This window comes from Flavobacterium sp. LMO8 (assembly GCF_009495755.1).
Lineage (GTDB): Bacteria > Bacteroidota > Bacteroidia > Flavobacteriales > Flavobacteriaceae > Flavobacterium.
Genome location: NZ_WIBJ01000033.1, coordinates 1 through 21,925, shown reverse-complemented (window position 1 = coordinate 21,925; position 21,925 = coordinate 1). Strand labels below are relative to the sequence as shown.

At 31.3% G+C, this 21,925-nt stretch carries 17 protein-coding genes and 1 riboswitch; of the genes, 15 read left to right on the top strand and 2 right to left on the bottom strand.

Annotated elements, in window-relative coordinates; all coding sequences use genetic code 11:
* Positions 1-102: 102 nt before the first annotated feature.
* The gene (locus tag GFJ94_RS11530) at positions 103-2,040 is read right to left on the bottom strand and encodes a TonB-dependent siderophore receptor (protein ID WP_153201684.1); all 1,938 of its coding nucleotides are present in this window, start codon (positions 2,038-2,040) and stop codon (positions 103-105) included.
* Between the two features lie 79 nt (positions 2,041-2,119).
* Positions 2,120-2,321: riboswitch (cobalamin riboswitch) on the bottom strand.
* 316 nt (positions 2,322-2,637) lie between these two features.
* Here GFJ94_RS11530 and GFJ94_RS11525 point away from each other — a divergent pair.
* The 5 genes from GFJ94_RS11525 to GFJ94_RS11505 all read left to right on the top strand — a co-directional run bounded on the left by GFJ94_RS11525 (position 2,638) and on the right by GFJ94_RS11505 (position 7,182).
* The gene (locus GFJ94_RS11525; RefSeq protein ID WP_153201683.1) at positions 2,638-3,768 is read left to right on the top strand and encodes an ABC transporter substrate-binding protein; all 1,131 of its coding nucleotides are present in this window, start codon (positions 2,638-2,640) and stop codon (positions 3,766-3,768) included.
* Between the two features lie 130 nt (positions 3,769-3,898).
* Complete coding sequence (locus GFJ94_RS11520) at positions 3,899-4,924, top strand: iron ABC transporter permease (protein ID WP_153201682.1); 1,026 nt, start codon at positions 3,899-3,901, stop codon at positions 4,922-4,924.
* 146 nt (positions 4,925-5,070) lie between these two features.
* Positions 5,071-5,481 carry a GxxExxY protein gene (locus tag GFJ94_RS11515; protein WP_153201681.1) on the top strand — a complete coding sequence of 137 codons (411 nt, stop codon included), beginning with the start codon at positions 5,071-5,073 and terminating at the stop codon, positions 5,479-5,481.
* Between the two features lie 84 nt (positions 5,482-5,565).
* Positions 5,566-6,351 (top strand): ABC transporter ATP-binding protein, encoded by a 786-nt coding sequence (locus GFJ94_RS11510; protein WP_153201680.1) that lies wholly within the window; start codon positions 5,566-5,568, stop codon positions 6,349-6,351.
* A 69-nt stretch (positions 6,352-6,420) separates the two neighbouring features.
* Positions 6,421-7,182 (top strand): dienelactone hydrolase family protein, encoded by a 762-nt coding sequence (locus GFJ94_RS11505; protein ID WP_153201679.1) that lies wholly within the window; start codon positions 6,421-6,423, stop codon positions 7,180-7,182.
* Positions 7,183-7,237: 55 nt separating this feature from the next.
* Here the strand turns inward: GFJ94_RS11505 and GFJ94_RS11500 are convergent, their stop codons facing one another.
* Positions 7,238-7,804 carry a pseudouridine synthase gene (locus GFJ94_RS11500; protein ID WP_153201678.1) on the bottom strand — a complete coding sequence of 189 codons (567 nt, stop codon included), beginning with the start codon at positions 7,802-7,804 and terminating at the stop codon, positions 7,238-7,240.
* A 397-nt stretch (positions 7,805-8,201) separates the two neighbouring features.
* On the opposite strand from GFJ94_RS11500, the gene rmuC reads away from it, so the two are divergent.
* From rmuC to GFJ94_RS11450, 10 genes are all read left to right on the top strand, one after another.
* On the top strand, positions 8,202-9,584 hold the full coding sequence (rmuC, locus tag GFJ94_RS11495) for a DNA recombination protein RmuC (RefSeq protein ID WP_153201677.1): 1,383 nt from the start codon (positions 8,202-8,204) through the stop codon (positions 9,582-9,584).
* A gap of 11 nt (positions 9,585-9,595) precedes the next feature.
* The gene (locus tag GFJ94_RS11490) at positions 9,596-9,964 is read left to right on the top strand and encodes a 6-phosphogluconate dehydrogenase (RefSeq protein ID WP_153201676.1); all 369 of its coding nucleotides are present in this window, start codon (positions 9,596-9,598) and stop codon (positions 9,962-9,964) included.
* Between the two features lie 3 nt (positions 9,965-9,967).
* Positions 9,968-10,525 (top strand): acyl-CoA thioesterase, encoded by a 558-nt coding sequence (locus tag GFJ94_RS11485; protein ID WP_153201675.1) that lies wholly within the window; start codon positions 9,968-9,970, stop codon positions 10,523-10,525.
* Between the two features lie 78 nt (positions 10,526-10,603).
* Positions 10,604-11,731 (top strand): hypothetical protein, encoded by a 1,128-nt coding sequence (locus tag GFJ94_RS11480; RefSeq protein ID WP_153201674.1) that lies wholly within the window; start codon positions 10,604-10,606, stop codon positions 11,729-11,731.
* Between the two features lie 33 nt (positions 11,732-11,764).
* Positions 11,765-13,825 carry an FG-GAP-like repeat-containing protein gene (locus tag GFJ94_RS11475; RefSeq protein WP_153201673.1) on the top strand — a complete coding sequence of 687 codons (2,061 nt, stop codon included), beginning with the start codon at positions 11,765-11,767 and terminating at the stop codon, positions 13,823-13,825.
* A 102-nt stretch (positions 13,826-13,927) separates the two neighbouring features.
* Positions 13,928-15,835, top strand: a complete 1,908-nt coding sequence (locus GFJ94_RS11470; protein ID WP_153201672.1) for a transglutaminase family protein — start codon at positions 13,928-13,930, stop codon at positions 15,833-15,835.
* Positions 15,836-15,844: 9 nt separating this feature from the next.
* Entirely contained in the window at positions 15,845-17,989 is a 2,145-nt protein-coding gene (locus GFJ94_RS11465; RefSeq protein WP_153201671.1) for a DUF3857 domain-containing protein, read from the top strand.
* An 89-nt stretch (positions 17,990-18,078) separates the two neighbouring features.
* The gene (locus GFJ94_RS11460) at positions 18,079-18,750 is read left to right on the top strand and encodes a hypothetical protein (protein ID WP_153201670.1); all 672 of its coding nucleotides are present in this window, start codon (positions 18,079-18,081) and stop codon (positions 18,748-18,750) included.
* 358 nt (positions 18,751-19,108) lie between these two features.
* Complete coding sequence (locus GFJ94_RS11455) at positions 19,109-20,851, top strand: tyrosine-type recombinase/integrase (protein ID WP_153201669.1); 1,743 nt, start codon at positions 19,109-19,111, stop codon at positions 20,849-20,851.
* 97 nt (positions 20,852-20,948) lie between these two features.
* Complete coding sequence (locus GFJ94_RS11450) at positions 20,949-21,800, top strand: sulfurtransferase (protein ID WP_153199845.1); 852 nt, start codon at positions 20,949-20,951, stop codon at positions 21,798-21,800.
* Positions 21,801-21,925: the final 125 nt, after the last annotated feature.

The following is a 21,925-nucleotide window of genomic DNA, read 5'->3' as shown; positions in this document are numbered from 1 at the left end:
TTTATAATGAAGACGAATGTAATTTATTTTTGTTACAAAAAGAAAAAAAGGTTTTGATAAATAAATACCAAAACCTTTTAAAATCAAATAATTAAACTTTATCTAAAACAGAAAATTCAAACCTAATTTGTAATTTCTTCCTCTGGTATTATAACCAATTACTTCCTGAAAATCGTCATTTAAAATATTCGTTACAGTTCCAAAAACATGTAAACGATTTGGTAATAATTCATAAGAAATATTAGAATTAACCAACTGATAAGCAGCTAAATTAACAGCTTGTGTTGCCCAAACATTCGAATCATAATAGGCATCACTTCTTTTATCAACAAATTGATAATTGATTCCAAATGTTCCTCTTTTGAATTTGTAATTCAAATCAACGTTTCCTTTGTGCTTTGGAATTAAACGGTTTAATTGCTCTTCAACTTGAGTAAATGTATAATTTCCTCCAATGTTAAATCTTTCAGATAATGTGTAACGAACACTTGCTTCAACTCCTTTTGCGTTGTAAGTTCCGTCAACATTAATATAATACGATTCAAATGTTGCTGAATTATAAAAGAATCCAAAAGTATTTTCTTCTTCTCTATAAAAACCAACCGCATTTATCGTTAACTTTTTATTCAATAATTGCGATTCGAAACCAAATTCAGCTGTAGCATTTTCTTCTGGAGTTAAGTCTAAATTTCCGTAAGGACCATACAATTGATATAAACTTGGCGTTATGAAAGCCGTACTATATGAAGCTAACACTTTCAAAGGTAAATTCTCGAAAGAATAACTCGGATTTAAGTTATACACTACTTGATTTCCGTATTCGCTGTGTGTATTGAAACGTGCTCCTGCGTTAATGTTCAAACCAAATTCAGAATTAAAAACCAAAGTTGCATACGGATCAAATAAATTGAATTTCGCTCCTTCTCTTGCCACATCAGTGTAAGCATCTTTTTGCGTCATATCGAAATATTGATATTGCGCACCTAAAACTAAATATACTTGCTTGCTGAAATTGTATTTATTGAAAGCATCAATCGAAACACTTCTTCCTGAATAATTATAATTATCAATCGTTCCGGACCACGAATTTGAAATATTTAAAACTCTATCAATAGTTGAAGCTCCTGCATTAATGGCAAATTCTCCTTTATTGTATTTGTATTTTGGCAAGAAACCAATTCTAAATTGTTCCGAAAAACTATTATTGTTCAAATCATCAGAATTGGCAATAAAACCATCAAACGAATTGTCAAACGTATTTTTAATTCGGTCGTAATTTCCAAAAAACTCAAAACTTAATTTATCATTTGCTTTGAAACCTATTTTTTGTAACACATTCACTCTCGAAAATGTATCTTCTTCAAAATCTTCTCCAGCGGCTTCCGACATTCCTTTTGTTTCCGTGCTATTTAAAGTAGTCATGTAAGAAACTTTATTAATAGTTCCGTTTACAGACAATCCTTGATTGAAATCTTGTGCGCTCGTTTTTGAAGTTTCCGAAGTATTTTGCGTTCCCATATTGATATACGCATTACCTGAAATTTCCTTTTTAGCTGATTTTTTTAACGTAATATTGATAACTCCAGTTGCTGCTCCAGTTCCGTATAACGTACTCGAAGCGCCTTTCATGACTTCAATTTTTTCGATTTGTTCTACTGGAATTAAACGCAAATCGTATTCAATATTAATTCCTGAAGCATCAGAAACTGGAACACCATCAATATAAATGGCTACTTGACGATTACGTCCACCACGAATGTAATAACCTAAGTTTTTTCCATTGAACGATTGATTTCCGTTGATTTCTACTCCCGCAACTTGACTCAAAACATTTGCTAAATTTTGACCTTTTTTAGCTTCTAAGTCTTGCGCGGTAATCACTTCGATAATTTTACCTGATTTTTCTTTGCTTTGCGCAAATTTTGTGTCGGAAACGACAACTTCTTTTAAATTAGTAACTTTTAGCGTATCTGATTCTTGAGCATACGCAAAAGCAGTAGCTAGTGTAAATACACTTAAGCCAATAAACTTTTTGTTCATTTTAAGGTTAATAAAAATTTAATAAATTGGGGAGAAAAGCACAGAATTTACCCATACTCAAACTTTTTTTCCCGAAAGTTTGTTACTCAATGAATGTGGCAGGTCTCCTGGCTTGCGTCTTGTTATCAACCTTCTCATTCGCCAAGGCGAACAATGGTAATGTAGATAATAACAAGCTTTTTAGCTTACAGTTGCGGGTACAGCTTAGGTCTTACACCTAATTCCCTTTTAATGTTGTTTTGAAAAATTCAGAAACAACAACCAAAATTCGAGGGCAAAGGTATTATATTTTTATAAAAATGCAATATTTACTAAACATCTTTCAAAAAATTACTTCTTCTTATTCATCTTGCGCCATAACCAAATAAAGCCAATGATAAAATGCGCCAAAATAATTGTTGCTACTGCATAAAGGAAAGCATTTGAATCCGTTCTCATGTTTTTTATGACAAATTTAGTGGTTTAATGGTTTATTTATGTCTTATTTGTTACACAAAGTTACATGATGTTTTTACTAAGTGTCACAAAAAAAATCCTTTATAATCTTTATAATCCGTGGCAAAAAAATAAAATACTACATTTGCAAAAAACATTTTCATGCGCCATTATTTCTTGTTAGTCGTTTTATTTTTGGGATTTATCCAATGTAAAGAATCGGAAAGTTCTGCAAATCTGAATACTTCTGCACAAAATAGCATTCAACATGCGGAAGGATTTTCTATTGAAAAATACGATGGTTTTTCGGTTGTAAAAGTTTCTAACGCTTATCCTGAAGCTAAAAATGATTACACTTACATACTTCATAAAAAAGGCGTTCAAATTCCAGATAGTTTACAACAATTTACTTCGATTGAAGTACCAATTAAAAAAGTAATTGTAACATCAACAACACATATTCCTGCTTTAGAATCATTAGGTGTAGAAAATACATTAATTGGTTTTCCAACAACACAATACATTTCATCTGAAAAAACTCGAGCTTTAATCGATGCTGGAAAAGTGAGAGATTTAGGCTCCAATCAAGGATTAAATACCGAAGTTATTTTAGACATTCAACCTGATGTAATCGTTGGTTTTAGTGTGGATGGCGATTTAAAAACGTATAAAAATTTAGAAAAAAACGGTCAAAAAATCATCTTTAACGGCGATTGGACCGAAAAAACACCTTTGGGAAAAGCCGAATGGATTAAGTTTTTCGGCGCTTTGTATGATTTAGACGAAAAAGCGACAGAAATCTTTAATTCGATTGAGAAAGAATACAATTCTGTATTAGCTTTAGCTAAAAACGCTAAAACCCAACCTACGATTTTTGCAGGAGCTATTTACGAAGACCAATGGTTTTTACCACAAGGCGATAGTTGGGCAGCCTATTTCTTAAAAGAAGCTAACGGAAATTATCTATGGAAAGATTCCAAAGGAACGGGAAGTTTAGCTTTATCGTTCGAAAGTGTTTTAGACAAAGCCAAAGATGCTGATTTTTGGATTGGTCCAGGGCAATTTGGTTCAATTCAACAAATTTTGGATAATAATCCAAATTACATTCACTTCAAAGCGGTTGCAAACAAAAACGTTTACTCATTTAGTACCAAAAAAGGCAAAACAGGTGGTGTAATTTATTACGAATTAGCGCAAAATCGACCTGATTTAGTTTTAAAAGATATTGTGAAGATTCTACATCCTGAAGTGTTGCCTGATTATGAGTTGTTCTTTTTCGAGAAGTTGAAATAATTATTGCTCGCAAAAACGCTAAGTCGCAAAGATAAATTTGTGAAACTTTGTGAAAACTTCGTGTAACTTTGTGCTACACTACTAAACGAAAATAGATTCTAAAAACGTAATTTAGCCAAAAATTCAACGCATGCCATTAACCAAAAAACAAAACCTTCTTTTTATCCTCTTGCTTGTTGCAATGGTGTTTTTGTTTTTGGTGAATATTAGCTTAGGTTCCGTGTCTATTCCGATAAAAGAAGTGATTAACGGACTTTTATCACAAGAAATGAGTAAGGAAAGTTGGGAAATCATTTTGTGGAATTTCCGTTTTCCAAAAGCAATCACAGGAATTTTAGCAGGAATTGGACTTTCGATGAGCGGGCTTTTAATGCAAACTTTGTTCAGAAATCCATTAGCTGGACCATATGTATTAGGATTGAGTTCGGGTGCGAGTTTGGGAGTAGCATTTATCATTTTAGGAACTGGATTTTTACCAACCTTTATCTCATCCTTCTTTTTATCGAATTATGGATTGGTTTTAGCTTCTAGTTTAGGTAGTTTTTTAGTTTTGATGGCGGTTTTATTGGTGTCTCAAAAATTAAAAGACACCATGGCAATTCTGATTGTCGGATTGATGTTTGGAAGTTTCACTAGTGCGATAGTTTCGGTTTTATCGTATTTTACTTCGGCTGAAAAATTACAGAAATTTACTTTTTGGTCGATGGGAAGCATTTCGAATTTATCATGGAATGAAATTTCACTTTTATCCGTTTTTGTTATCACAGGAATTGGAATTAGTTTCATGGTTATCAAACCTTTGAATGCTTTATTATTGGGAGAAAAATACGCTCAAAGCATCGGAATAAATTATAAGAAAACACGATTTTTAATCATTATTTCCACCAGTATTCTAGCAGGTAGCATTACCGCATTTGCAGGTCCTATCGCTTTTATAGGTTTGGCGGTTCCTCATATGGCAAAATTATTGTTTCAAACGAGTAATCATTTTGTGTTATTTTGGAGTACGCTGTTACTTGGTGCGATTGTCATGCTTTGTTGTGATACGATTGCTCAAGTTCCAGGAAATGATATAACCTTACCAATAAATGCGATAACCTCAGTAATTGGAGCACCAGTAGTAATTTGGCTGTTAGTTAGAAAGAAACGATTTTAGATTAACGTTATAAAAATTGAGATATAACCACATAGAAACATAGGTTTATTTTATGTTGAGAATAATATAGAAAACTTGTTTTTACAGATAGAGTAAATGAAATAATATTAATCTATGTTTCTATGTGATAAATACCTAAAATAAATATGACACAAAAACATTTAGACGAACTGACATTTAATGTTATTGGAGCTGCAATTGAAGTGCATAAAAACATGGGAAGTGGATTATTGGAAAGTGTTTACCAACAGTGTATAATAGAGGAATTAACCAATAGAAACATAAATTTTATATCCGAATTTAAAATTCCTGTTGTTTATAAAGGAAAAGAACTTGATATTGAATTTCGTTGTGATTTATTTGTAGAAAATTGTTTAGTAGTTGAATTGAAATCAGTTTCTGAAATAAAACCAATTCATGATGCTCAAGTTTTAAATTACATGAATTTATTAAAGGTTCCGAAAGGAATTATTATTAATTTTAATTGTTTCAATATTTTTAGAGAAGGTCAAAAAACATTTGTAAACGAGTATTTCAAAAAGTTAGAAAAAGAATAAAAAACTAAATTAAACTTTAGTTTCTAGACAAACCTCTTAAAAAACTATGTTTCTATGTGGTAAAACCTATTTTTGTATTTCATAATGACTAAACAAAATTTCACCATACAAACCCAAAACCTTTCGATTGGCTACAAGTCAAAATCGGAAACGATTACTATTGCTCAAAATATCAATCTTGATTTAGAAAAAGGCAAATTAATCGCTTTAATTGGTGAAAACGGAATTGGGAAATCAACATTACTAAAAACATTAACAGGAATCATTCCTCCTTTACAAGGTGAAGTTTCTTTACTCCATAAGTCACTTCAAAGCTACAAACCACTTGATTTAGCGCAAGAATTAAGCATCGTTTTAACTGAAAAATTGCCACCAAGTAATTTAACTGTTTACGAAATCATCGCTTTAGGAAGGCAGCCATATACTAATTGGTTAGGAACTTTATCCGAAGAAGATACAATCAAAATTGAAGAAGCTATTTCACTTACTGAAATCCAACATTTGGTTCACAAAAAACACGATGAAATTAGTGATGGTCAGTTACAAATTGCTTTGATTGCACGCGCTTTGGCGCAAGATACTTCTATTATAATTTTAGATGAACCTACGACACATTTAGATTTGGTTCACAAAGCGACTTTGTTGAAATTATTGCAAAAACTTACGCACGAAACTGGCAAAACCATCCTCTACTCTACGCATGACATTGATTTAGCGATTCAAATGACAGACGAAATGATAGTGTTCACACCAACTCAAATCGTACAAGACCAACCTTGTAATTTGATTCAAACTGGGATTTTTAATACATTATTTGATACCGAACACCTGATTTTTGATGCTTCTATTGGTAAGTTCAAAATCAAATAATTTATCCCAATTTTACCTTTTGTTTAACGCTAAGTGTCTTCAATTTTCATAATTTTACTAAAAAAAATTATGAAGCACATTTACATTACCTTACTCTTAGCAACATTGAATAGTTTTGGGCAATTAGTAAAAATAGATTACGCAGATGGTAATCAAAAATTAGAAGGCTTTTTTGCTAAAGCAAAAAAAGCTAATCCTAAGAAAGCAGGTGTTATAGTTCTTCCAGCTTGGATGGGTGTTGATACTCACGCAAAAGAATCAGCTGAAAATTTATCTAAATTAGGCTATCATGCTTTTGTAGCGGATATTTACGGAGTTGGAAACAATCCAAAAAACACAAGTGAAGCAGGTAAAAATGCAGGTTTCTACAAAAATAATCCTGCTGAATATCAAAAAAGAATTCAATTGGCGATTGACCAATTAGTAAAAGCCGGTGCTGATAAAAATCAAATCGCAGTAATTGGATATTGTTTTGGTGGAACTGGTGCTATCGAAACGGCTCGTGGTAACTTAAACGTAAAAGGAGTAGTTTCTTTTCATGGCGGTTTAGGAAAAGCTGCGAATAGTCCAACTAATGAAATTAAAGCAAAAGTTTTAGTATTACATGGAGCGGATGATCCTTATGTTCCTGCAAAAGAGGTGGAAGCTTTCCAAAACGAAATGCGCGAGACAAAAGCCGATTGGCAAATGATTTATTATGCAAATTCGGTTCATGCATTTACTCACAAAGATGCTGGAAGCAATAACAGTAAAGGCGCTGCTTACAACGAATTAGCGGATAAAAGAAGTTGGGAAGCGATGAAAACATTTTTTATGGAGATTTTCAAATAATCGTTATATTAATTCAATAAGAGAAACAGTTATTTCACCTGAAATAGCTGTTTTTTTATACATCAAAACCACTGACTTCTAAAACTTCACCTGCTTTTAAATCATTCAAATGTATGTTTCCTACTCGCACACGAACTAATCGCAACGTAGGAAAACCAACCGCTGATGTCATTTTTCGCACTTGACGAAATTTACCTTCAGTTAAAGTTATCGAAACCCAAGAAGTTGGACCGTGACGCTCATCTCTAATCTTTTTACCGCGTTCGCCTAAATTGGGAACAGATTCTAATTTAAAAGCTTTGCACTTTTTGGTTTTGTATTTTTTACCATGTAAACCGATTTCAACTCCGTTTCTCAATTGTTCGACGGCTTCTTCAGTAATTAATCCATCTACTTGAGCGTAATATTCTTTTTCTACTTTTTTGCTTCGGACAATTTCGCTCATCATGCCATCTGTCGTCAACAAAAGTAAACCTTCAGAATCTTCGTCTAAACGTCCAATCGCCATAGTGTTTTCGGGAAAATCGTATAATTCGCCCAACAACTTTTTTTTGCGTTTTAATTGGTAAATAAACTGAGATAAATATCCGTAAGGCTTATGAATAAGAAAGTGATGATGCATTTAGATAATCCGTTTTAAGTGTGGCGAAGATAGTAAAAACTGTTGGAGTGAAACAAAAAATAAGGAGGCCTTGATTAAGACCTCCCTGTGTCGATTTTGATTTATTATGTTTTTCTAATTTACTATAACCCAAAAGAATAAACAAACGAATCTCATATTAGATATTTAACTAACGAAATATTCAATAACGAATCAAAATCACATGGTAAAGATAAAAAACACTTTTATATAAACAACTGATTAAAAAGCATTTAACAAATATTTAATATAAAAATTAGATGAATGATTCATATTACCGTTAATTAGCATTTTTACAAAATATCAAAGACTTTTACAATCAAATATGTCCTCAAATTTATATTTTTAGTACATTTACATTTTAAAAAAATAAGCAACCATGTCACAAACACTGTTAGTACTTGCCGCATTTATTATCGCATCAGGAATTGGAATTTTCATTGGGAAAATATTATTTTCTGCCAAATCACAATCCGAAAAATCAGGTTTAGAAGAACGTATTAACGGACTTTTAGGTCAAATTGAACAATTAAAAATTCAATTTCAAACCGAGCGAAATCAGTTTGAAAAATCATTTGTCCAACTTTCTTCCGAAAAAGAAAATCTTCAAAAAGAAAAGGAAAGTTTAGCTATTCATTTGGCTAAAAAAGAGAATGATTTTGAAAATCTTTGGGAACGCAATAAAGAACAAAAGCAAGAAGTAGAGCAACTTCAAGAAAAATTTACTAAAGAATTTGAAAATTTAGCCAATAAAATTCTGGAAGAAAAGACGATTAAATTCACCGAGCAGAACAAGGAGAATTTGAAAACCATTTTATCGCCTTTACAAGATAAAATCCAACTTTTTGAAAAGAAAGTCGAAGACACACATAAAGAAAGTATCGATTATCACGCAGCTTTACGCCAACAAATTTTGGGCCTTCGCGAAATGAACGAACAAATGAGCAAGGAAACCATCAATTTAACCAAAGCCTTAAAAGGTGATAGCAAAATGCAAGGAAATTGGGGCGAATTGGTTTTAGAACGCGTGTTAGAAAAATCAGGATTAGAGAAAGACAGAGAATATTTTGTGCAACAAAGTCATGTTACGGAAGATGGCAATCGTGTTTTTCCGGATGTTATCATCAATCTTCCGGATGGCAAAAAAATGATTATCGATTCGAAAGTAACCTTAACCGCTTACGAACGTTACATCAACGAAGAAGATTCGGAAGTAAAAAATCAGTATTTAAAAGAACATATAGTTTCGATTAATCGTCATGTGGAGCAATTGGGTAGCAAAAATTACCACGATTTGTACCACATGGAAAGTCCGGATTTTGTATTGTTGTTCATACCAATTGAATCTGCTTTTGCTGTGGCTTTGAATGAAGACACAAGTTTATATAATAAAGCTTTCGAGAAAAATATTGTAATTGTTACACCTTCTACCCTTTTGGCTACTTTACGTACAATTGATAGCATGTGGACGAATCAAAAGCAACAAGAAAATGCAATTGAAATTGCGCGTCAGGCAGGTGCATTATATGATAAATTTGAAGGTTTTGTTTCCGATTTGATAAAAATTGGTAAAAAAATGGATGAAGCTAAAGTTGAATATGGAAACGCTATGAACAAACTTACAGAAGGGAAAGGAAACCTTATTACCAGCGTTGAAAAATTAAAGAAAATGGGAGCAAAAGCCAAAAAATCGCTACCAGAATCAATATTAAAAAGAGCGGGTAATGAAGAACAAATTAATCTAGAAACTGAAAACAATTAAAATAAAAAGTTATGATACGAAAAATAATTCTTTACTCTATTTTATCAATTACATTAGTAGTAATTGGTTATTTCTCTTTTATTTATTTTATACCTTATAGTGAAGGCGTACGATCTGGCGAATTAATAAAAATAAGCCACAAAGGATATGTCGTAAAAACTTGGGAAGGCGAATTGAGTCAAGGAATTTCTGGTGCTCAAATTTTTCAGTTTTCAGTAATGGATAATCAACCAGAAGTTATTGAAGATCTCAAGAAATATCAAGGAAAATATGTAAAACTAGAATACGAGGAACGATACAAAACATTTTTTTGGTGGGGTGATACACGTTATTATATCACCAAAGTAAACCTTGAAAATTCTCCTTTTTCTAACCGTTAAGTTATGAATACTGTAAACACTGTAGAAGCTTCTAAAATAACATTATCCGAATTAATGTTACCATCTCATTCAAATTTTAGTGGAAAAATTCATGGTGGTTATTTATTAAGTTTAATGGATCAAATTGCGTTTGCTAGTGCTTCCAAATATTCGGGTTGTTATTGTGTAACAGCTTCAGTAGATACAGTAGATTTTTTAAATCCGGTTGAAATTGGCGAGTTAGTGACACTTAAAGCATCTGTTAATTTTGTTGGAAACACTTCAATGGTTGTAGGTATAAGAATCGTTTCTGAAAATATACAAACAGGAATAATCAAACATTGTAATTCGAGTTATTTTACAATGGTTGCTAAAAATGAAGAAGGTAAAAGCGTCAAAGTTCCTCGTTTATTACTTTCAAGCTTAGAGGAAGTTCGACGCTTTTATGATACTATTAATAGAATTGAACACAAAAAGAAATACAAAGAATTGGAAATGTCATTTGATTATCATTCAAAAGACGCTTTAAACAATTTAAAAAATTATAATGTTGAAATTTCAGAAAAACTGTTAAATATTTAGTTTTTAACTCTGTAAAAATTTGTTATTTTAAAAAAAAAGTTATATTTGTTTAAACAAAAACAAACAAACTTTATCAATATGACAAAAAAATACGCAATTTTATCCTTTTTTGCTATTTCATTATTTGTGTTTTTTTCTTGTACAGATCAAGACGATGAAGAAGAATACATACCAATTTCACCTGTAATTGTAGATTTAACTCAAGTCCCATATCCTAACTTATCGGATTATCACTTTTTTGAAGGAGAAATGAAAAATCAAGTTCCTTCATTAAATGTTTTGCCTTATGAACCCATTTCTTCTTTATTTACGGATTATGCTCATAAAAAAAGATTTATTTGGTTACCAAATGGTATGAAGGCAACTTACAATGGTGATGATCAAATCTTAGATCTTCCTGTTGGAGCTGTACTAATTAAAACATTTTATTACGATAACGTACAACCTTCTAATACCACAAAAATAATTGAAACTCGAATTATGATTCGTAAATCTGATGGATGGATTTTTGCTGACTATGTTTGGAATGATGAGCAAACTGAAGCTTATTTAGATTTGAATGGAAGCACAAAAAATATTACTTTTAAAGATGAAAATGATGTAACCCGAACTGTAGATTATCGCATTCCAAATGAATCTCAATGTATTGTTTGTCATAAAACTAAAAGCTATGAAAACGGAAATTATGTGCAAAAAAATATTCCTATTGGCATAAAACCTCAAAACCTTAATAGTTTGTTTAATTATGGAAACGAAACTAAAAATCAGTTAACAAAATGGATTGACACTGGAATTTTAACTAATGATTTTAGTTTACCTTCAGAAACAAACACTATTGTTGATTACAATGATAGTACAAAACCACTAGAAAAAAGAGTTCGCTCTTACTTTGATATTAATTGCGCTCATTGCCACAAAGAACACGGTCATTGCGATTACCGACCAATGAAATTTGCTTTTTCGGAAACTTATAACAATTTAACAAACATGGGAGTTTGTGTAGATACTCAGGATATGCAAAATTTTGAACCTGCTCTTTCTAAACTTGTTACGCCTGGAAATATTTACAGATCTATGCTGTATCATAGACTTAATACTGTAGACGAAACCTATAGAATGCCATTACATGGTAGAACTGTTATTCATGAAGAAGGCGTACTCCTTGTTGAAGAATGGATTAATTCATTAACAACACCTTGCAATTAAAAAAACAAACCTACTAACAAAAACATCTCAACTATGAAAAAAACTACTTTTTATTATTTATTCTCATTACTAACTACCTTAGGTATTTACGCACAAGACAATTGTGATACTGCCTTACCAATTTCAGGTCCTGGAATTTACACTGTTGGAGTTATTAATGGAGTACAACCTAGCACTTTTTGTGCAGCTAATGGTGCTATTCCTGTAGGAAATATTCCTGCTGGAGAATGGTATGCTTATACTCCATCACAAAATTATTCAGTTACCATAACCTCTGATATTGCTGCAAACACACCAAGAAAAGACACTCGTGTTCATATTTATACTGGTAATTGCGCAACTTTAACTTGTTTTGCAGGTGATGATGATACTGGTTCTGGTTATTCTTCTGTGGTTAGTTTTAACGTTGTGGCTGGAACAACCTATTATATTGCATGGGACAACAGATGGTTAAACACAACAAACAATACAGGTTTTAGTTTTCAATTATCTGAGAGTACAATTATAATACCTACAACACCGGTTTCATATACAACACAAACTGTTGCTACAATTGATAGTGGTTATAATATTTGCGTTGTTGATATGAATGGAGACTACAAAGATGATATTGTTGGTATAAGTGCTGCCAATATGAGAATACACTATCAAACTTCTACTCCAGGAACATATACAGTTACAGATTATCCATTATCTGGAACCGTTTTACAACCAAATTGGAGTTTAGCTGCTGGAGATTATAACAAAGATGGTTTTAACGATATTGTTCTAGGTAATGGAAGTGGCGCTACAATCTTAACTTCAAATAGTACAGGAACAGCGTATGGTACAAACACACCAGGAGAATACATATTTTCGCAAAGAACGAATTTTACCGACCTAAACAATGACGGCAATTTAGATGTTTTTGTTTGTCATGATATTGCTCCTAGTTGTTACTATTTAAATGATGGAACTGGAGCTTTAACTTTTTATCAATCAACAGTAACTCCAGGTGCAATGAGCATTGCAACAACTACAGGAAATTACGCTACTTTATTCACAGATTTTGATAACGATGGTGATTCTGATGTTTTTGTATCAAAATGTTCAGGTCCTCCTTGTGAGTTATATCGTAACGATGGAAACGGGCTATATACAGACATTTCTGCTTTAGCTGGAATTAACATCACACCTATACAAACTTGGTCATCTGCTATTGCAGATTTTGACAACGATGGCGATATGGATATTATAATCACAGCAAGTTCTGGTACACATAATTTTTTTAGAAATAATTTAGACACTACTAATGGAACTGAAGAAGCTTACTCTAATATTACTGTAGGTTCAGGATGGGACATAAATGTATCAACAAATATTGACAACCTAGCTTATGACTTTGATAATGATGGTAAAGTAGATGTTATTGGTGGCGGAAATAAAATTATGTTTAATCAAGGTAATAATATCTTTGCACCGGTTACATACACAGGATTAGGAGTTTCATCTGTAGGAGATTTAAACGATGATGGCTTTTTAGATTTTCAAAACGGAACAACTATAAGATATGCAGTTCCTAATGGAAACAATTGGATAAAGTTTAATCTTCAAGGTGTTCAAAGCAATAGAAACGGAATTGGCGCAAGAATTGAAATTCATGGTGCTTGGGGAAAACAAATTAGAGACATTAGAAGTGGTGAAGGATTTAGACATATGAGTACTTTAAATGCTCATTTTGGAATAGGCACAGAAACAACAATTTCTCAAGTTGTAATTATTTGGCCATCTGGAGTAGTAGATATAATTAACAACCCAGCTATTAATCAAGCTTTAACAGTAATTGAAGGTTCAAGTCCGTTAAGCTTAATTGATAACGGTAATTCAAAAATTAAATTATATCCTAACCCAACATCTGATATTCTTACGCTTTCAAATATCGAAATACTAACTATTAAAAATATTTCTATCGTTTCAACTTTAGGGAAAGTAGTTAAAAAAGTTCAACTTTCGAATTCAAATATTTCAGTTTCAGACTTATCTGAAGGAGTTTATATTCTTTTAATTGAAACAGAAGATGGTAAAAAATATTCAGAAAGTTTTATAAAAAAATAAAACCTCTGTTTTTAATTAAAATTTTAAAACTGTCTTTACTAAAAGGCAGTTTTTATTTTTATATGTAAACTATTTTTTTATATTATTGCAAATTATTTCAACATGAAAATATATTCACTTTTATTCGCCCTTTTCTTTTGTATATCATCTGTTGCTCAAAAAAATGCAGATCCATCTCCTGAAGAAATTAAAACCGCAAAATCGATACGAGAAAAGTACGATAAATTCGACATTGCAATTCTTAATAGTACCGAAAAAGTAACTTTTAATAGTAACAAAACAAACGATCTTCTAGAAGTTAATTACAATGTAAAAGAAAACTTAATGAACATAAATCATAGAGCTGATATACAAAAATATGAGTTTTATGACAGTCAATCTACAATTGAAAACTTCTCTTTAAAATACAAAACTGATAAACAAGCTAACTTTTTTGTAAAAGATGAATTTTACAAAAGCGATGACTTATTCTATAATGATGCAAGAGTAAAATTCATGCAAGTTGATTTTCCTGTTCAAGGTTATACCTATAAATATCAAATGGAAAAGAAAATCAAAGACAGCAAATATTTTACAAGTATTTATTTTAGCGATGAATTTCCTGTTTTAGAAAAAAAAGTAATTATTGAAATTCCAAAATGGTTAGATTTAGAAATTAAAGAATTTAACTTCGATGGTTTTGATATCAAAAAAGCAATAACGCAAAATGGTGAAAATACAATTTACACTTACACAATCGAAAATTTAAACGGAAATCCAAAAGAAAACTATAGTCCAGGACCAAGTTTTTTATATCCACATATCTTATTTGTTGCAAAATCATTTTCAGTTAAAAACGAAAAGAAAACACTTTTTAGTTCTACTGCCGATTTATATAAATGGTACAAATCACTTGTAGATTCCATGAAAGATGATACATCAATTTTCGCAGAAAAAGTTAAAGAGTTAACAGCCAATGCAAAAACCGATGATGAAAAAATAAAAAACATCTACTATTGGGTTCAAGATAATATCCGATACATTGCTTTTGAAGATGGAATTGCAGGTTTTAAACCCGATGACTCGCAAAATGTTTTCCAAAAAAGATATGGCGATTGTAAAGGAATGGCCAACTTAACTAAACAAATGCTAAAACTTGCTGGTTTTGATGCTAGATTATGTTGGATCGGAACCAATCATATTGCTTATAATTACAGCACTCCTTCTCTATCTGTAGACAATCATATGATTTGTGCTTTGATTAAAGATGGTAAAAACTACTTTTTAGATGGAACAGAAAAATACAATTCGTTTGGAGAATACGCACAAAGAATTCAAGGAAAAGAAGTTTTAATTGAAGATGGAGATAAATTCGTTATAGATAAAATTCCCGTTCTAAATGCAGCTTCAAATACCGAAAAAAGTGTAATTAACTACGTTATTGAGAACGAAACCTTGAAAGGAAAAGTAAAAATTGATTATCTTGGCGAAAGTAGAGCTTCCTTCTTATACAGCTATAACTCGATAAAAAATGACAAAAAAGAAGATGCTTTACGATGGTTCTTAAACTCGAAAGATAAAAATTGTACCGTAACAAATATTAAAACGTCTGATTTATCAAATAGAGATCAAAAATTAAGTTTGGATTATGATGTTTCCATTGCCAATCATGTTTCTTCATTTGATAATGAAATTTATGTGGATTTGAATTATAACAAAGAGTTCAATTCATTCGATTTTAAAGAGCGTAAAACCGATTTTTTGTTAAGTTATAAATCATTTGACGATATTACAATTAGTTTACAAATTCCTGAAGGATACAAAGTATCAAAAACTCCTGAAAACATTTCGATAATAACTGATGATTATATCATTTTAATGACATATGAAGTAAAAGGAAATACACTGTTTTACACCAAACAATTTCAATTTAAAAACGGAATCATCAAGTCATCAAAATTTAATGATTGGAAAAATCATTATGCCACAATTCAAAAAAACTATTCAGAACAAGTTGTTTTAACCAAATAAAAAACCAAAATGAAATTCAAATTATTTTTACTAACCTTACTTTGGGTTAGCCTTACACAAGCACAAACAAAAGACGAGATTAAAGATTTCTTTTGGGGCAAAAACGACGAATACAAAAACAACAATACTATACCAGATAAATATAAAAACGAATCTGCAGTCGTAATCTATAAATACGAAGATTACGATTTTCATAAATTTGGTAAAAGTGTAACGTATAGAGCTGCTTTCAGAAAAAGAGTAAAACTAAACGACCAAGCCGCTGTAACAAGTTTTTCAGAATTTAGTTATTCCGAAAAATCAAATCCAAGATATGGAGCTGTTCTTAAAACGGTTATTGGCATAAAAGTTATTAAACCAAACGGAACAGAAAACATCATAAACACAGAAAAAGAAGCCGTTACCGTTGACAAAGAGAAAAAAATTGCAGTTCCAAATTTAGAAATTGGCGATATTATTGATTTCTATAATTATAGCACAGAAACCTTCAGTTCTACTTATGAATTTGGATTTGATGCTGTAGAACGAACACTGGGTGAAACGTATCCAATTTTAAATTATAAATTAACTTTTCAAACCGAAAATGATTTCTTTGTTAACTTCAACACCTACAATAATGGACCCGAATTAAAACAAATTCCATTAGAAAAAAGTGGCGAACGCAAATATGAAATTGTGGCTACAGACATTCCTAAAAACGATTTTCCAAGATGGTTCTTACCATTAGTAGAACTTCCATCATACAAATTTCAGGTTTATTTTGCCCGTTCGGGAAAATTTGAGCAAAGAGCAGCTGCGTTTTTACCTGAAAAAGAAAGTATCATTAAAAGAACGGTTTCAAAAGAAGATATTTTTAATTATTATGATTCAAAATTTTATCCTGAAGGTAATTTAAATGATGTAGAAAACTTTTTAAAAGACAAGAAATATGATTCTAAAGAAGAAAAAGTAAAAGCGGTATACTATTTTATGCGCCATCAGTTTTACACAAGATATATTGAAGCTTTTGTAATTAACGATGCTAATATTATGAATCCGTTTATGCTATATGGATATGCACCTATTTTTTTTACTAAAGAAGAACAGTTCATTAATTACTTTATGCAATTTCTAAAGAAACATAAAATCGAATTTGATATTATTGTTGCAACTGGAAGAGAAAATGGTCCAATTAGCGATGCTTTAATTCAGGAAAATATTAGAATTTTACTAAAAGTAAATACAGAAAAACCTATTTATTTCGGAATTTTTGATCCTTTTTCTATCCCAAATCAGTTTGATAGCACGCTAGAAAACACAAAAGCTTATGCACTTAAAGTTTCAAAAAGTAAAAAAGTAAGCGATATTGAAGAAATAACACTTCCAGGTTTAACATATAAAGACAATGTTACAAAAGTAACCACTAACCTTTCTTTAAACCAAGACTTTACAGCTGCAAATGCAACAAAAATAGCTTCGCTTTATGGTCATAATAAAGAATTTGAGCATAATAGTAAGATTCAGTTTTACGATTATATCAATGAAGATTATGAAAAATATGGTACAAGTCCGGTTATAGATTTAGTTCGAAAACAAAAAAACAAGGATAAATACAAAAAAGAATATGCTGCATTAATTGAAAAATTCAAACAAAATCAGGTTGAAAAATATAAAAAAGAAATTGAAGATGATTATGACATTAAAGTAGATAAACACGATTTAAAAATTGACAAAACAGGAAGATTTGGTATCGATGAACCATTAGTGATTACAGAAATTTTTACTATTACTTCAAATTTTATCAAAAAAGCAGGAAACAATTATATATTAGATATTGGAAAATTCATCAGTTCACAAGTAGATATTGAAGAAAAAGAATACGAAAGAACCTATAATATTTATACCATTTTTCCACGTTCATTTGAATACACTATCAACTTAGATATTCCTGAAGGATATACCGTTAGTGGCTTAGAAAAACTAAATGTAAAAGTGGAAAACGAAACCGGGAGTTTTGTAAGCAGAGCCGAAATAAAAGACAATAAATTAGTCATTGTTTCTACAAAAAATTATTTCAATTCATATGAACCTAATGCCAATTGGAAAAAAATGATTGCTTTCTTAGATGCGGCATACCAATTTTCACAAGAGAAAATATTACTAAAGAAGAATTAAAGATACAACTGTAAGTAAAATACTAATTCCATTTGTATTAAAATAGTATTTTATTATATTTACAATAATTATACAAACAAAAAACTAACATGAAAAAAATCACACAAATTGCTTTAACTTCTTTATTATTTTTAGGAATTACAGCCCATGCACAAACACAATTAAAAAAAGGTTCTGTAACATACAGTTTAACTATGCCAAGTGCAAATGAACAAATGGCCGCTATGGGAGAAAGCACCATGACTGTAAACTTTGACGAAAAAACACAAGCCATGAATATGGATATGATGGCAGGAATGATGTTAATGAAGACTATAATTCCTACTGAGAATAAAAAAGAGACTAAAATGACAATGGAAGTTATGGGTATGAAGTATGAAATAACAGATGCTGGAGAGGAAGCTTCTAAACAATCTCGTGGGCTTGCCAATTTAGAAAATGCAAAAGAAATTATTTACGATAAGAAAGATACTAAAGAAATTGTAGGTTTCAAATGTTATAAAGCTACTGTTACATTGAACGATGGTTCTAAAAATACATTTTACATTACTGAAGCAATCGCTCCACAAGTTGAATCTTCTGAATCAAAATTAAAACTTTCGGGATATCCATTAGAAATTACGACTCAAACCGCTCAAGGTGAAATGATTATGAAAGCAACAAAGTTTTCTAAAGATATTCCAACAGACGCTTTTGTTGTAGGTGAAGGATATACAAAAGTAACTATGGAAGAATTTCAGAAACAAATGGGAGGCATGTAATTCTAACACATACTAAAATTTTAAAAGCACTGAGAAATCGGTGCTTTTTTTTCTTTTGATTATAGATGGTCAAAATATACTTAAAGCATACACTATCCATATAGTATCTATATAGTATCTATACTTTATCGGAGCTAAATCTGTGCCTTTTATACTTCGTATCTTCTTAATATCTACTGAGTCTTGACTTCGCTTGAATTAACAAAGCTAACATGGTGATTTTTTGATGTTGTTTTGTTTTGTCTCGACTTCGCTCGACTTGACAGAAGGTTACTTGAGTTTGGTATTTATATGATTTGTTTGTTATTCTATTTTTCATATATTTGTATTATTATAAGCCATTTAATTAGTATTTGCCATGAAACGTATTCAAATTGAAAAGATTTTTCACCATAATGCCTATCGGATTGGGGTGTTTTTTGATAAGGATTTTGAAGTTATTGCAATTTTAAAAAGAATTGGTGCAACTTACAGTGGTTCACGTCGTTGTTGGTATTTAGATTATTCCAAAGCTTCTTATCATAAATTACGTTTTCACTTTCCTGATTTGGTTGTGGTAACCGAATCTTCTAATACTACTTTGGTGACCGGTATTAATAACCGTGACCTTTCACCCATAGCTTCTTCAAGCGTACTTCAGTTAGACTCAACTTTGAGTAATCCTGAACATAAACAAACTCAGATAACTTCAGAAAAATTGAAGTTGCAATTGTTGCCAAGTATAGGTAAGTATTGGGTTTTTAAAATGCATTTTCATCATGAAATTAGCAAACAACTTTTAAAGATAAAAGGGGTTTATTGGAACGGAAATTATAAAAGCTATATGGTTTTTAGAAATGAAACTGTAAAGCAGCATGTGGAAGCAGTTTTAGGTGTTGGTTCCTTTTTTGGATCAGATTATTTTACCAAAGATTTACTACCTGTTAAAGGAAAGATTAAGATTTTACCACACACAGAAGCAACCTCATGGATGGAAGTTTATGTTCCGAAACTAGTGGCGGTTCATGAAAAATTAAAACGTTTTTCTTTGGCACGTTTTAGCAAATCTAAAAATTGTTATTTACTTCCGGCAGCACCAATTGTAATGGATTCGTTGCATTTGCAATTTGAATCTACTGGAATTGACATTGAGAATTTGCTTCCAAAAAACTATTTAGATAAGCGAAATTTGCCTAATAAAAAACAATTAGATTTATCTAAAACAAAGAAAAGTTTGTTAGACATGGTTCCGGTACAAGCGCAAACTTACTTAAGTAGTATGATTGACACCTTGTTAGCTTTGAATTACAGTAGTTCGACATTGCGAACGTATTGCGGTGCTTTTATTCAGTTTTTGCGTTATTTTGAATTTCGAAATCCAGAAAGTATTAATAGAGAAGAAATTATTCGATTTTTAGGTTCATTAATGGAACGTGGCTTATCGGCCACAAGTGGACATAGCATGGTGAATGGTGTTCAATTTTATTACCAACAAGTATTGGGAAAAGTTGATTATAGTTTTGTTTTACCTCGACCAAAAAAAGAGAAAAAATTACCTGTTGTATTGACTATGGAGGAATGTTTACAGATTTTTAAAGTTGTAGATAATCCAAAACACAAACTATTATTATTAATAGGTTATGGAGCTGGCTTGCGTGTTAGTGAGATTGTGAGTTTAAAATGGAGTGATATTTTATTTGAAGAGCAAAAAATTCATATTAAAAATGCTAAAGGAAAAAAAGATAGAATGGTTATGTTGCCCTATTCTATTGTAACCTCGTTACAACTTTATAGAGAGCTTTACAAGGGCAAGCATTATGTTTTTGAAGGCCAATTTGCTGGCGAGCCTTATAGCACTGGAAGCGTGCAACAAGTGATGCGAAATGCTTTAAAACTAACGGGATTAGAAAAAAAAGCAACAGTTCATACTTTACGTCACAGTTTTGCAACACATTTATTAGAGAATGGAACCGATATACGCTACATTCAGCAATTTTTAGGCCATTCAAGCATTAAAACCACTACTATTTATACCCATTTAACTAAAACTGCTGTAGATAAAATACAAAGTCCTCTAGATCGTATGGTTGATTTAAAAAGTAAGAAAAAACTTGAAGAATAATTTTAAAGATTTAAAAAAGTTGTATATATTTGATGATATTTACTAGTTAGGCGTCATTTTGCACAACCACGGTCAGAAATAGAAATTTAAAGAAAAAATGAAAATATCACCAATAATAGAAGTGGACGAATTACTGAAAATATACAAAAATCCTGATGTGATGACTTTCGATGTTAGCAACGGTAAAAATGCTAAAGCTAACTACGAAACAGAACATTTAGAAGGTGCTTTTTTTATTGACTTAAATTCTCAATTGGCAGATATTAAAACTGATTTTTCGGACGGAGGACGCCACCCATTACCTAAAATAGAAAATTTTGCAAAAACTTTGTCAGATTTTGGCATTTCCAACGACAAGCATATTATTATTTATGACGATAAAAATGGTTCAAATGCTTCTGCAAGATTTTGGTGGATGCTAAAATCAATTGGACACGAAAAAGTACAAGTATTAAATGGTGGATTAAAGACGGCTAAAGAATTACATTTTCCATTGAGTTCGAAAACCGAAAACATTAAAAGAAATTCAGAACTATATCAGTTTAACCAATGGAATTTACCAACAATCGAAATTGATGAGGTAGAAAGCGTATCGCAAAATCCTAATTATTTAGTAGTTGATGTTCGGGACAAAGAACGATATGACGGAATAACCGAACCAATCGATTTAATTGCAGGACATATTCCAGGTGCAATAAATGTTCCATTTACGGAAAATATAGACCAGAACGGATTATTCCTTAAACCCAACGAACTAAAAAATAAATATGAAACAATATTTGGAGATATTAGCATTGGAAACATTATAGTTCATTGTGGTTCAGGAGTAACAGCTTGTCATACTTTATTAGCACTGACATATGCTGAAATGGAAACCCCAAAGCTATATGTCGGTTCGTGGAGTGAATGGAGTAGAAACAACAAACAGATAGAAAAAACGAACGCCTAACAAGGGTTTTGCGTCAGGCGGGCTGAAGTGCAAAATTCAACGGCAGATTTTCAATTGAACATTAGTAATAATATCAGCTTTTGTGCTTCGATTTCCCGCCCGAACGCAAAGCCCCGAAACGTTAG

What these genes read in the sequence shown, in the direction of transcription:
- GFJ94_RS11510 (WP_153201680.1), top strand. Translation starts at nt 5,566, where the DNA reads ATGACTAAACAAAATTTCACCATACAAACCCAAAACCTTTCGATTGGC.
- GFJ94_RS11525 (WP_153201683.1), top strand. Translation starts at nt 2,638, where the DNA reads ATGCGCCATTATTTCTTGTTAGTCGTTTTATTTTTGGGATTTATCCAA.
- GFJ94_RS11465 (WP_153201671.1), top strand. Translation starts at nt 15,845, where the DNA reads ATGAAATTCAAATTATTTTTACTAACCTTACTTTGGGTTAGCCTTACA.
- GFJ94_RS11480 (WP_153201674.1), top strand. Translation starts at nt 10,604, where the DNA reads ATGACAAAAAAATACGCAATTTTATCCTTTTTTGCTATTTCATTATTT.
- rmuC (WP_153201677.1), top strand. Translation starts at nt 8,202, where the DNA reads ATGTCACAAACACTGTTAGTACTTGCCGCATTTATTATCGCATCAGGA.
- GFJ94_RS11475 (WP_153201673.1), top strand. Translation starts at nt 11,765, where the DNA reads ATGAAAAAAACTACTTTTTATTATTTATTCTCATTACTAACTACCTTA.
- GFJ94_RS11520 (WP_153201682.1), top strand. Translation starts at nt 3,899, where the DNA reads ATGCCATTAACCAAAAAACAAAACCTTCTTTTTATCCTCTTGCTTGTT.
- GFJ94_RS11490 (WP_153201676.1), top strand. Translation starts at nt 9,596, where the DNA reads ATGATACGAAAAATAATTCTTTACTCTATTTTATCAATTACATTAGTA.
- GFJ94_RS11530 (WP_153201684.1), bottom strand. Translation starts at nt 2,040, where the DNA reads ATGAACAAAAAGTTTATTGGCTTAAGTGTATTTACACTAGCTACTGCT.
- GFJ94_RS11515 (WP_153201681.1), top strand. Translation starts at nt 5,071, where the DNA reads ATGACACAAAAACATTTAGACGAACTGACATTTAATGTTATTGGAGCT.
- GFJ94_RS11485 (WP_153201675.1), top strand. Translation starts at nt 9,968, where the DNA reads ATGAATACTGTAAACACTGTAGAAGCTTCTAAAATAACATTATCCGAA.
- GFJ94_RS11500 (WP_153201678.1), bottom strand. Translation starts at nt 7,804, where the DNA reads ATGCATCATCACTTTCTTATTCATAAGCCTTACGGATATTTATCTCAG.
- GFJ94_RS11455 (WP_153201669.1), top strand. Translation starts at nt 19,109, where the DNA reads ATGAAACGTATTCAAATTGAAAAGATTTTTCACCATAATGCCTATCGG.
- GFJ94_RS11450 (WP_153199845.1), top strand. Translation starts at nt 20,949, where the DNA reads ATGAAAATATCACCAATAATAGAAGTGGACGAATTACTGAAAATATAC.
- GFJ94_RS11505 (WP_153201679.1), top strand. Translation starts at nt 6,421, where the DNA reads ATGAAGCACATTTACATTACCTTACTCTTAGCAACATTGAATAGTTTT.
- GFJ94_RS11460 (WP_153201670.1), top strand. Translation starts at nt 18,079, where the DNA reads ATGAAAAAAATCACACAAATTGCTTTAACTTCTTTATTATTTTTAGGA.
- GFJ94_RS11470 (WP_153201672.1), top strand. Translation starts at nt 13,928, where the DNA reads ATGAAAATATATTCACTTTTATTCGCCCTTTTCTTTTGTATATCATCT.